The organism is Bradyrhizobium sp. 164 (assembly GCF_023073715.1).
GTDB lineage: Bacteria > Pseudomonadota > Alphaproteobacteria > Rhizobiales > Xanthobacteraceae > Bradyrhizobium.
Window position 1 is genome coordinate 1 of record NZ_JADPKA010000069.1, and the last position, 11,970, is coordinate 11,970.

General features: G+C 65.4%; 11 protein-coding genes and 1 tRNA gene. 8 read left to right on the top strand and 4 right to left on the bottom strand.

Annotated features, from left to right (window positions below; genetic code table 11):
• Nucleotides 1–232: 232 nt before the first annotated feature.
• From IVB01_RS22005 to mnmA, 4 genes are all read right to left on the bottom strand, one after another.
• Nucleotides 233–309: transfer RNA gene (locus IVB01_RS22005), tRNA-Met, on the bottom strand.
• Nucleotides 310–565: 256 nt separating this feature from the next.
• Complete coding sequence (locus tag IVB01_RS22010; protein WP_247280363.1) at nucleotides 566–922, bottom strand: hypothetical protein; 357 nt, start codon at nucleotides 920–922, stop codon at nucleotides 566–568.
• Between the two features lie 46 nt (nucleotides 923–968).
• Entirely contained in the window at nucleotides 969–1,607 is a 639-nt protein-coding gene (locus IVB01_RS22015; RefSeq protein ID WP_247280364.1) for a class I SAM-dependent methyltransferase, read from the bottom strand.
• 262 nt (nucleotides 1,608–1,869) lie between these two features.
• A complete protein-coding gene (gene mnmA, locus IVB01_RS22020; protein ID WP_247280365.1) occupies nucleotides 1,870–3,051 on the bottom strand; it encodes a tRNA 2-thiouridine(34) synthase MnmA in 1,182 nt (393 codons plus the stop codon).
• Nucleotides 3,052–3,397: 346 nt separating this feature from the next.
• Here mnmA and IVB01_RS22025 point away from each other — a divergent pair, with 346 nt between their 5' ends.
• From IVB01_RS22025 to IVB01_RS22060, 8 genes are all read left to right on the top strand, one after another.
• A complete protein-coding gene (locus tag IVB01_RS22025) occupies nucleotides 3,398–5,029 on the top strand; it encodes a flagellar hook-length control protein FliK (protein ID WP_247280366.1) in 1,632 nt (543 codons plus the stop codon).
• A 12-nt stretch (nucleotides 5,030–5,041) separates the two neighbouring features.
• A complete protein-coding gene (locus IVB01_RS22030; protein ID WP_247280367.1) occupies nucleotides 5,042–5,749 on the top strand; it encodes a flagellar hook capping FlgD N-terminal domain-containing protein in 708 nt (235 codons plus the stop codon).
• 372 nt (nucleotides 5,750–6,121) lie between these two features.
• A complete protein-coding gene (locus tag IVB01_RS22035; protein WP_002714638.1) occupies nucleotides 6,122–6,397 on the top strand; it encodes a DUF1153 domain-containing protein in 276 nt (91 codons plus the stop codon).
• A 179-nt stretch (nucleotides 6,398–6,576) separates the two neighbouring features.
• The gene (fliF, locus tag IVB01_RS22040; protein WP_247494882.1) at nucleotides 6,577–8,187 is read left to right on the top strand and encodes a flagellar basal-body MS-ring/collar protein FliF; all 1,611 of its coding nucleotides are present in this window, start codon (nucleotides 6,577–6,579) and stop codon (nucleotides 8,185–8,187) included.
• 32 nt (nucleotides 8,188–8,219) lie between these two features.
• Nucleotides 8,220–9,317, top strand: coding sequence for a flagellar motor switch protein FliG (gene fliG / locus IVB01_RS22045; protein ID WP_247280369.1), 1,098 nt, complete (start codon nucleotides 8,220–8,222; stop codon nucleotides 9,315–9,317).
• Complete coding sequence (locus tag IVB01_RS22050; RefSeq protein ID WP_247280370.1) at nucleotides 9,317–9,940, top strand: FliH/SctL family protein; 624 nt, start codon at nucleotides 9,317–9,319, stop codon at nucleotides 9,938–9,940. Before fliG ends, IVB01_RS22050 begins: the two co-directional genes overlap by 1 nt.
• Nucleotides 9,941–9,943: 3 nt before the next feature.
• Nucleotides 9,944–10,294: a flagellar motor switch protein FliN gene (fliN, locus tag IVB01_RS22055; protein ID WP_247280371.1), complete on the top strand. Its 351-nt coding sequence runs from the start codon at nucleotides 9,944–9,946 to the stop codon at nucleotides 10,292–10,294.
• A gap of 54 nt (nucleotides 10,295–10,348) precedes the next feature.
• The gene (locus IVB01_RS22060) at nucleotides 10,349–11,734 is read left to right on the top strand and encodes a sigma-54 dependent transcriptional regulator (RefSeq protein WP_247280372.1); all 1,386 of its coding nucleotides are present in this window, start codon (nucleotides 10,349–10,351) and stop codon (nucleotides 11,732–11,734) included.
• The last annotated feature ends 236 nt before the right edge of the window (nucleotides 11,735–11,970 follow it).

Consider the following 11,970-nt stretch of genomic DNA (forward strand, 5'->3'; position numbering starts at 1 on the left):
ACGCTGGCGAAGATCCAGAGAATAAGGCTTGCCCATCCATGCTGGCCTCCCGCCCAGCCAGCATGGTGAATCAGAAACGAACTGATTTGGGAATCCCAAATCGATCAACCAAACCCCATCCCGCTTTAGCTTGACATTGATGAGCGACCGTTCCGGATGTATCAATGAGACATCCCTCGCGTCGAAATATCGATCGACCAAGTCTTGGGAAATCAAATGTGTACGCTGGATCTGGTAGCGGGGGAGGGACTCGAACCCCCGACCCCAGGATTATGATTCCCGTGCTCTAACCAGCTGAGCTACCCCGCCACAGGGATCGCGGCGGCGCATAATGCCGATCTCGCGAACGCGCGGCATATAAGGAAGGGGGCGGCGGGAAGTCAATCCGCGTTTGCTAAAAGCTTCGGCGCGCCAAGGCGCTCGAGGTGGAAAAGCGGTCGATTTCGCCCCCGGAATTGTCCGGCTTAACGCACCAGACTCGCGGAAGTCCCCTCAACCGGAATCCCGCGCTTTCTGCGCGGATTCGAGCCTCTCCCCGCAGGCGGGGGAGAGGCGAAGAATCGGCCTATTTCGGCCTCACGTTCGGGTCGCCGCCAGGGCTGCCGGGGGGTGGGATCACCGGGGTGTTGCCGCCGGTGTCGGGCGCTGGGGCATGCATCTCAGGGTCAATGCCGGAGGGCGGGCAGAGCACGCCCTCGGATTTGGCCAGCTTGTCGCCGAGCGGTTCCCGGGACTGGCCCGTGGTCGTGCCGTCAGCCGGGCGGTTCGGGCGGTCCTGCGGTGTACAATTGGCCGCATGTTGCGGGGATGGCGGCGCGGTCTGTTGTGGCGGCGTCGCCGGGGCGGGCGGGGCCTGCGCGATCGCGCTGCCAGAGGCGGCGATCAGCAGGCCCGCTAGGATGATGTTTGATGTCGTGCGCATGGGAAGGAAACGCGCGTCTCGCGCGCCCCGTTCCCTGCCCGCACGATCACGATTTGCGGTAGCGGATCAGCGAAAAATGGCCCATCGGCGGCATGGGGCGGCGCTCGGCAAGCGTGACGCCGCCGTGCCTTGCGGCCCAGCTGACGAGGCGGGCCCACGGGAATTCCGGGCGCCAGCCGAGGCGGCGGGCGACAGGTGCGAAGGCGAGTTCGAACAGCTTTCGCGGGCCGCTCTCGGCGCCGATGTGGTTGACGAGGATCAGTTCGCCCCCGGGCTTCAAGACACGCACGAATTCGTCGAGCGTGCCTTCCGGATCGGGCACGGCGGTGATGACATATTGCGCAACCACCGCGTCGAAGAAATTTTCGGGGAAGGCGAGATTCTTCGCGTCCATCACCGAGAGCACTTCGACGTTGGAGAGCCTGAGCGCACGCACACGCGCCTGCGCCTTGCGCAGCATCGGCTCGGAGATGTCGACGCCGCAGATTTTCGTGGTGCGCGCATAATCCGAGAGCGACAGGCCGGTGCCGACGCCGACGTCGAGGATGCGGCCGCCGATGCGGTCGGCCTCCGCGATAGTCGACTGCCGTCCGGCGTCGAACACCTTGCCGAACACGAGATCATAGACCGGCGCCCAGCGGCCATAGGCCTTCTCGACCCCGGCCCGCGAGATGTCTGCTGCCATGCCCCTGCCCCGGATACTTAAAGCGAAAAGAGTCCTGGTTGAATTGGTGAAGGCCGCGGGCTCAGTCCACCACTCCCATAGGGAGAGATCGAATCGCATCGGAAGATGCGATCCGGGTGAGGGGTTGCGGTCTTAATCACAGCCGCGGCCCCTCACCCGGATTGCCCTGGACGATGCTTGGCATCGCCAGCCGCAATCCGACCTCTCCCCTCCGGGGAGAGGTGAACCCAGACCAACCGGTTGTGCTTGATATCGTCATCCGTCAGCCGCGGACCGCCTCAGCAAGCGGCCTTGCCGTGCTGCTCGCAAGTTTCGCCGCGGCGCTCTGAATAAAACCGCCGCCGAGCACGCGCGCCTGTCCGCCAGGTGCGTCGTAGAACACGCAGGCCTGGCCCGGCGAGACGCCCTCCTCGCCGGCGACGAGCTCGACCTCGTAATGACCATTGCCGCCGCGCAGCCACGCCGGCTGGGGGCTCCGGGTCGAGCGCACGCGCACGAACATTTCGAGGCCGCCGCCGATCGCGCCGTCGATGTCGCCATCGCCGATCCAGTTGACGTCGCGCAGCACGATGCGGTGCATCTTCAGGGCATCGCGCGGACCGACCACGACGCGGCGGTTTGCGGCATCCAGCCGCACCACGAACAGCGGCGCGGTCGCCGCGATGCCGAGGCCGCGGCGCTGGCCGACGGTGAAATTGGCGATGCCGTTGTGCTGGCCGAGCACGCGTCCGTCGAGATCGACAATGTCGCCGGGATCCATCGCGTTCGGCCGCAGCCGGGTGATGATGTCGGTGTAGCGCCCGGTCGGCACGAAGCAGATGTCCTGGCTGTCGTGCTTGTCGGCGACCGCGAGCCCAAACCGGCGCGCGAGCTCACGCGTCTGCGGCTTGGTCATGTCGCCGAGCGGAAAGCGCAGGAAGCCGAGCTGCTCGCGCGTGGTCGCGAACAGGAAATAGCTCTGGTCGCGGTCGCTGTCGGCTGCGCAGACCAGCGCGCGCGAGCCGTCATTGAGGCGCCGCGAGGCGACGTAATGGCCGGTGGCGAGCGCGGTGGCGCCCAGTTCGCGCGCGGTCTTCAGGAGATCGCGGAACTTGACCGAGCGGTTGCACTCGATGCACGGCACCGGCGTCTCACCGAGCGCGTAGCTGTCGGCAAAGTTGTCGATGACGGATTCGCGAAAACGGTCCTCGTAGTCGAGCACGTAATGGGGAATGCCGAGCTTGGCGGCGACGTCGCGGGCGTCGTGGATGTCTTGGCCGGCGCAGCAGGCGCCCTTGCGATGGGTCGCGGCACCATGATCGTAGAGCTGGAGCGTGATGCCGACCACGTCGTAGCCCTCAGCCTTGAGCAGCGCAGCCGTCGTCGAGGAATCGACGCCGCCCGACATGGCAACGACGACCCTGGTATCCTCAGGACGGCCTTCGAGATCCAGACTGTTGAGCATCGGCCTTAGGTTCTGACGGCAGCGCGCGGCGCATCCGCGATTTCTTGCTTCTCGCGGGACATCGGCGATCCCCGGGAACTTCAGTTCCCGAAAGGCACGAGGGCCCCCGGTCGAAAGCGGCTGAGAGTGACCTCTTTAATATAGGCGGCATTCCGGTGAAGCAATCACGCGGGCGGCCAGCTGAGGGCAATTCTTGCCGGGGAGGCAGAAATGACGGGGTCGCGGCAGGCGATCGGCGGCCGCACCAAGACATCAAAGTATTGATTTTATTGCCGAAACACCCAGGAAGGGACCCTGGCCCGCTCCTTGCTACCCTCATGCCATAGAAGTTTCCAAGGGGTCTCCTGTGGTTGGTCGGACATCAGATGTCGTGGCAAGCGTGCAAGTCCAAAGCGCGCAGCAGAAGCCTGCCCGGTCGCAAGCCGCGAAAGACGCGTCCGCGGCCGATTCCTTCGGCTCGCTGGTCGACAGCAACACCCAGGCAATCAGCAACAATACAGGCTCGCAGGCGCAGGACACCGTGCCGCGCCGGAGCGACTCTGCTTCGTCGCCCTCCTTGGACAGAAATGCGCGCGACACCTCGTCCGCGGACGAGCCCTCGCAGAGCAGGGCGAGTGATGGCGCCGACGCGTCGGCGCCCGCCAAGACCGATGACGAGAACGACAAGACGAGCGACACGATGGCCGATCCGGCCAAGGACGCCGGCAAGACCAAGGACAAGGCGGAGGCCTCCGACGCCGAATCGGCGGACAAGTCCGACGAGACCAAGGGAAACAAGACCGACGGCACCGACACTCTTACCGCCGCCGTCGACGCGACTACCGCCGCAACGACCGATGCGAGCCAGATCGCCGTGCCCGATCCGAACGCGGTCGTCGCTGCCGCCCCGGTCGTGCCAGTCGATCCGGCTGCGAACCAGGCCACCAACGCGGCCTCCCCCTTGACCATCGCCGCCGCCGGCCTCGCCGCGAGCGCCTCCACCGCAGCACAGATCCAGGGCGCCAAGACCGACAGTGCCACCGCGGGCGACAAGAGCGCCAAGACCGCGAGCGCCAAGGTCGATGCGGACACCACGACCACGCTCGGCGAGACCGCGACCGGCACGAGCGAAGCCACCGCGACCGATGCGAAAGCCAATGGCGGCCTGATCGCCGTGGACCAGGGCACGCCGAAGACCTCGTTCAAGGCCGCGGCCACGGCGCAAGCCCAGACCGACATCTCCAATATCGGCCAGGGCACCGGCAAGGCAAACGCCGCCACGCCACCAGCAGCGGGCGCAGCGACCCTCGACGCCGCCGCGCCTCCGCAGGCCGCCAGGGCGCAGGCAGATGACGGAACGGCTGACGCCAAGGCAGCCGGCACCGAGCGCACCGCTGATGCGGCATCCGGCGCGTCCGCCACGCACGCTCATGCGGGGCCGCAGCCAACTGTCGCCACGACGGATACCAGCGCACAAGCCACCTCGGCCGTGCAGGCGCCGCTGACCAATACCACCTCGGCTGCGACCGCATCGACCGCGACGCTCACCGCGAGCGCGGCAAGCCACACGACGGTGCCGATCAGCGGCGTCCCGATCGAGATCGCGGCCGCGATACGCGCCGGCAAGTCGCGGTTCGACATCAGCCTCGATCCGATCGATCTCGGCAGGATCGACGTCCGCATCAATGTCGACCGCAACGGCCAGGTCACCTCGCATCTCACCGTGGAGAAGCCGGAGACCCTGCAAATGCTGCGTCAGGACGCGCCGCAACTGCAGCGCGCGCTCGACGATGCCGGCTTCAAGACCGGCAGCAACGGGTTGTCCTTCAGCCTGCGCGACCAGAATTCATCCAACCAGAACTCCGGCCAGGACAACGACAATGGCGGCAATGCCCGCCGGCTGATCATCAGTGAGGACGAAACCGTTGCAGCCGTGCCCGTCGGGCGCAGCTACGGCCGCATGCTCGGATCGAGCAGCGGCGTCGACATCAGAGTGTAAGGAGTGTTCGACATGGCCACCACGAATGCCGCCACCGCCCCTTCCGTCGTCTCCGGGACGACCGACATCCCCAAGTCCTCGTCGAGCTCGAGCCTGGGCTCGTCCACCGGCGCGACGCTCGCCGGCAATTTCCAGACGTTCCTGACGCTGCTGACGACGCAGCTGCAGAACCAGAACCCGCTCGATCCGCTCGACACCAACCAGTTCACTCAGCAGCTGGTGCAGTTCGCCGGCGTCGAGCAGCAGCTCAAGACCAACGATTCGCTGGCCCAGCTCGTCACCCTCCAGCAGACCACGCAGGCAACCCAGGCGCTGGGCTTCGTCGGCAAGACCGCCCTGGTCGACGGCTCGACCGCGACCATGAAGAACTCGTCGGCGACCTGGCATCTCAACGTGCCCTCCGATTCGACCGTCGACATCACCGTCGCAAATGCCAGCGGTCAGACCGTGTTCACCGGCAAATATACCGCCGCCGCCGGCACCGACATCCCCTTCACCTGGAACGGCATGGGCAATGACGGCACGCAATGGCCCGACGGCAAGTACACGATCTCGGCCACGGGCAAGGATGTAGCGAACAACACTGTCGGCATCGCCGCGCAGGTGCAAGGCACGGTATCGTCGGTCGACCTGACCCAGTCGCCGCCGCTGCTCACCATCGACGGCGCCAGCTACACCCTGAGCCAGGTGAAGAGCATCATCGCCACCGCCAGCAATTAAGAGAGGTGCCGCTACACACTCGGTGTCGTTCCGGCGAAAGCCAAGACCTTACCGCGTGATCCATCGATGAGGCCCTGGTAGCAGCACCACTTTTCTCACCCAGGAGTCCTCGCCAAGCTGCTGGGGTCGCGACCTTCGCCGGGACGACAATTCGGGGCCTCCCAACCCCGCGCTCAGGCCTCGTTCGTTAGTAAAGCATTTACGAAATGCCTCCTGACCGGCCTGGACGCCCCCGTCCCGCCCGCGGAGACGAGCGCGTTCCAGCCAGTTTCAACGAGAATTGTATTGAAGCCTTAGGCTTAGCGGATTTTTAAGCCGCGACGCGTAGGGTTACTGGCGTGAGTTCAGTGGTTGAGAGTTTGTGAGTACGCCATGACAGAACCCCATCGCCCGAGGGTAAAATACGTCATCGGGCCGGACGGCAGTCCGTTGACGATCGCGGATCTGCCTGCACCCGGCACCAAACGCTGGGTCATCCGCCGCAAGGCCGAGGTCGTCGCCGCCGTCCGTGGCGGACTTCTCTCCCTCGAGGAGGCCTGTAGCCGTTATACCCTGACGGTCGACGAATTCCTCTCCTGGCAGTTTTCCATCGACCAGCACGGTCTGGCGGGTCTTCGCACCACCCGCATCCAGCAATATCGCCAGTAAGCGATCCGGAAACCTGCGGCTTTTGACGAAAATCGGCCTCGCGAGGCCGATTTTTTTCATGACGTTAACTTTTGTCCGACCTCTTAACCGTCGTTAACCATATCGAAACCATCACCTAGGCAATAATTGCCCACTCGGCCTTTCCAGTGAAAGCGGCCGAAGCTGGTTGGGGCGGTTGCTTGCAAGGTCTTGCGGACTTTTTGAAAAGTATCGGAGCCGCCCGATTCGGGGCGATGATCGCGGTCACCGCCGCGCTCATCGGCTTTTTCGCGTTCGTCATCATGCGCGTGACCACGCCGCAGATGACGACCCTGTTCACGGACCTCAGCGTCGAGGATTCCTCGGGCATCATCAAGGACCTGGAACGCCAGGGTATCCCGTTCGAGATCCGCAACGAGGGCTCCATCATCATGGTGCCCAAGGACAAGGTCACGCGCCTGCGGATGAAGCTCGCCGAGGGCGGCCTGCCGAAGGGGGGCGGCGTCGGCTACGAGGTGTTCGACAAGTCGGACGCGCTCGGCACCACCTCTTTCGTCCAGAACATCAATCACCTTCGCGCCCTGGAGGGCGAGCTCGCCCGCTCCATCCGCGCCATTGACCGCATCCAGGCCGCCCGCGTCCACCTCGTGTTGCCCGAGCGCCCGCTGTTCGCGCGCGAGGCGCCAGAGCCGTCGGCCTCGATCGTGGTCCGCGTCCGCGGCTCACTGGAAGCCCAGCAGATCCGCGCCATCCGCCACCTCGTCGCCTCCGCCGTCAACGGGCTGAAGCCGCAGCGGGTCTCAATCGTCGACGAGGCCGGCCAGCTGCTCGCCGACGGCGCCGCGACCGATCCGGAGCAGGCGGTCGGCGACGAGCGCCGCATCGCCTTCGAGAAGCGGATGCGCAAGCAGGTCGAGGACATCGTCTCCTCCGTGGTCGGCTCGGGACGCGCCCGCGTGCAGCTCTCCGCCGATTTCGACTTCAACAAGGTCACCCAGACCTCGGACAAATTCGACCCCGAAGGCCGCGTGCTGCGCTCGAGCCAGACTCGTGAAGAGCAGAGCATGACCGCCGACAACAACGGCCAGGTCACCGTCAACAACGAGCTGCCCGGCAACCAGCAGAACAACGGCGTCGCGGCCAAGGACCAGAGCAAGAAGAGCGAAGAGACCAACAATTACGAGATCTCCCGCATCACCAAGACCGAAGTGACCGAGGCCGGCCGGGTGAACCGCATCTCGGTCGCGGTGCTGGTCGACGGCATCTACTCCAAAAACGACAAAGGCGAGCTCGCCTATCAAGACCGCACCAAGGAGCAGCTCGACCGCATCGCAGCGCTGGTGCGCTCGGCGATCGGCTTTGACCAGAAGCGCGGCGACCAGGTCGAGGTCGTCAATCTGCGCTTTGCCGACGCCCCCTCTACAGCGCCGATCGGCGAGCCTGGCGGCTTCCTCGGCATGCTCCAGTTCACCAAGGACGACGTCATGTACTTCGTCGAGCTCGGCGTGATGATGCTGCTCGGCCTGGTCGTGCTGTTCCTGGTGATCCGCCCGCTGGTCAAGCGCATCCTGGCCTCCGACGAGATGGCTGCCGCAATCTCCGGCGTGCTCAGCGGCCCGGCGGGCTCCGAAGAGGCCGTGCCCGCCGGCCAGCCGCTCCTGCCGAACGCCGCCGCAAGCGCGATCGACGTCGCCACCATCCAGGGCCAGGTCCACGCCCAGTCTGTTCATCGCGTCGGCGAGCTCGCCGAGCGCAATCCCAACGAAACCGTCGCCATCATCCGCCAGTGGCTGACCGAACCCGCGAAATAACCCCAGCCAACTGAATCAAAAAGTGATCTGACATGGCCGCCGCATTGCAAAACGCCAACAGCAACGACATCACCAGCGTGATCTCCACGCTCGGTCAGCGGGCCAACACCCGTGCCAAGGACGGCAGGCCGGCCGAGCAATTGTCCGGACCGAAGCGCGCCGCGATCCTGATGCTGGCGCTGGGCGAGCAATATGGCGGCAAGATCTGGTCGCTGCTCGACGACGACGAGGTGCGCCAGCTCTCGCTGGAGATGTCGACGCTCGGCACCGTCGAGGTCGACACCGTCGAGGACATGCTGCTCGAATTCGTCTCGCGCATGTCGGCCTCGGGCGCGCTGATGGGCAATTTCGACGCCACTGAGCGGCTGCTCCAGCAGTACCTGCCGCCGGAGCGCGTCAACGGCATCATGGACGAGATCCGCGGCCCCGCCGGCCGCAACATGTGGGAAAAGCTCTCCAACGTGCAGGAAGAGGTGCTCGCGAACTATCTCAAGAACGAATATCCGCAGACCATCGCGGTGGTGCTGTCGAAGCTGAAGCCGGAGCACGCCGCCCGTGTGCTCGGCATCTTCCCCGAGGAACTCGCGCTCGACGTCGTCAACCGCATGCTGAAGATGGAAGCGGTGCAGAAGGAGGTGATCGAGAGCGTGGAGAAGACGCTGCGCACCGAGTTCATGTCCAACCTGTCGCAGACCCGCCGCCGCGACGCCCACGAGGTGATGGCGGAAATCTTCAACAATTTCGACCGCCAGACCGAGACCCGCTTCATCACGTCGCTGGAAGAGGACAACCGGGAATCGGCCGAGCGCATCAAGGCGCTGATGTTCACCTTCGACGACCTCGTCAAGCTGGATTCCGGCTCGGCCCAGACCCTGATGCGCAATGTCGACAAGGACAAGCTCGGCGTCGCGCTCAAGAGCGCCAACGAGGACGTCCGCAGCTTCTTCTTCGGCAACATGTCATCGCGCGCGGCCAAGATGCTCCAGGACGACATGGCGGCGATGGGCCCCGTGCGTCTGCGTGATGTCGACGAAGCGCAGGCGCTGCTCGTCAACCTCGCCAAGGACCTCGCCGCCAAGGGCGAGATCATGCTGACCAAGAACCGCGCCGACGACGAGCTGGTGTACTGATGGGCGCTCCGGCAAAATTCCTGTTCGATACCGACTTCGCCGCACCCGAACGCTCGAGCCGCGAGAAACCCGCGACGGCGGCCGAGATCGCCCAGAAGATCGCGGAAGCCGAGGCACGCGCCTATCAGGACGGCTTTGCCGCCGGCCAGCGCGAGGCCAAGGCCGAGAGCGACCGCCGCGTTGCGCTGGCCATGGAGGAGATCAACATCGCGATCCGGGGCATCGCCTCCGGGATCGGCAACATCGAGTCCAAGATGGAGACCGAGGCTGTCGACGTCGCGCTCGCGGTGGCCCGCAAACTGTGCGCCGATCTGGTCGCCGCCGAGCCGCTCGGCGAGATCGTCGCACTCGTCAAGGACTGCTTCTCGCATTTGGTGGCGACGCCGCATCTCGTCGTCCGCATCAACGACGCGCTCTACGACGCTGCGCGCGACAAGATCGAGCGGCTCGCCAAGCAGAGCGGCTTCGAGGGCCGGCTGGTGATCCTGGCTGAGCCGGAGATTGCCACCGGCGACTGCCGAATCGAATGGGCCGATGGCGGCGTCGTGCTGGAGCGCGGCGCCATCGCGGCCAAGATCGACGAAATGGTCGGACGCTACATCGCGTCCCGCAGGGGGAATTAAGCCATGAGCGACACCGACGGACAGGTCCCGCTGCCCGATCTCAACGGCCCGATGCCGCCGACCGGTACCGATGTCGGCTACACCGAGGACGAATATGCCTCGCGCGTTGCTGCCGACCTCGAAGCCGTGTTCGACGTGCCGGTGCAGGTCTCGGCCGTGCTCGGCCGCTCCAAGATGGACGTCGGCGAGCTCTTGAAGCTCGGGCCCGGCACCGTGCTCGAGCTCGACCGCCGCGTCGGCGAGGCCATCGACATCTACGTCAACAACCGGCTCGTCGCCCGCGGCGAGGTGGTGCTGGTCGAAGATAAGCTCGGCGTGACCATGACCGAAATCATCAAGACCGAACGCGGTTAGCACAAATAAAGACAATGACGCGCAACGGCGCGACCAGACGGACAGGAGACTGACATGCGGCTTCTCATCGTTGGCACCTTGAAGGGCCAGCTCACCACGGCCACCAAGATCGCGATGGAGAACGGCGCCACCGTGACCCATGCTGAGGATCACGAGCAGGCGATGCGCGTCCTGCGCAGCGGCAAGGGGGCCGACCTCCTGCTGGTCGACGTCGCGCTCGACATCCGCGACCTCGTGATTCGGCTGGAGGCGGAGCACATCCACGCTCCGATCGTCGCCTGCGGCATCACCAACGACGCCCGCGCCGCGGTCGCCGCGATCCATGCCGGCGCCAAGGAATACATCCCGCTGCCGCCGGATCCGGAGCTGATCGCGGCGGTGTTGGGTGCCGTTGCCAACGATTCCCGCGAGCTGGTCTATCGCGACGAGGCGATGGCCAAGGTGATCAAGCTTGCCCAGCAGATCGCAGGCTCCGACGCCTCGGTGATGATCACCGGCGAGTCCGGCACCGGCAAGGAAGTGCTGGCCCGTTACGTCCACACCCGCTCGGCCCGCGCCAAGCGTCCGTTCATCTCGATCAACTGCGCCGCTATCCCTGAGCATCTGCTGGAATCCGAGCTGTTCGGCCACGAGAAGGGCGCCTTCACCGGAGCGATCGCCCGCCGCATCGGCAAGTTCGAGGAGGCGACGGGGGGCACGCTGCTGCTCGACGAAATCTCGGAGATGGACGTCCGCTTGCAATCGAAGCTGCTGCGCGCCATCCAGGAGCGCGTGATCGATCGCGTCGGCGGCACCAAGCCTGTCGCCGTCGACATCCGCATCATCGCGACCTCGAACCGCAATTTGGCTGAGGCCGTGCGCGAAGGCACGTTCCGCGAGGATCTGCTGTTCCGTCTCAACGTCGTGAATTTGAAGATCCCGCCGCTGCGCGAGCGCCCCGCCGACATCCTCGAGCTCGCCCAGCACTTCGTGAAGAAATATGCCGAGGCCAACGGCGTGCCGCTGCGCCCGATTTCGGCGGAGGCGCGCCGCGTGCTCTCCACCAACCGCTGGCAGGGCAACGTCCGCGAGCTCGAAAACACCATGCATCGCGCGGTGCTGATGGCGCAGGGCGACGAGATCGGCGCCGACGCAATCATCACGCCGGATGGTGACCGCCTCGACCTCGCCAGGACCGCGCCGGCCGTGGCGCATGCGACAATGGCCGCCGAGCAGGTGACACGTGCGCTCGTGGGCCGCACCGTCGCCGATGTCGAGCGCGACCTCATCCTGGAGACGCTGAAGCACTGCCTCGGCAACCGCACCCATGCCGCCAACATCTTAGGAATCTCAATCCGCACGCTGCGCAACAAGCTCAACGAATACGCCGACGGCGGCATCCCGATCCCGCCCGCAGGCACCCCGGGCGAATATCCGCGCATGCCGATGGTAGGGGCGTAGGCGGCGCTCACGCTGATCGAGAATGTAGATGCCCGGGCCGGTCCCGGGCACTTTGTTTGACGCAGGCTGCCAACCTCGTCATTGCGAGCGCAGTGAAGCAATCCAGAATCCCTCCGCGGCGACACTCTGGATTGCTTCGCTTCGCTCGCAATGACGAACCTCAAGAGCATCCTTCGCATGACGGAACCGCGTCCCGTGGCTAGGCCATCCGCGCGCCAAGCACTATAACTCCGCGA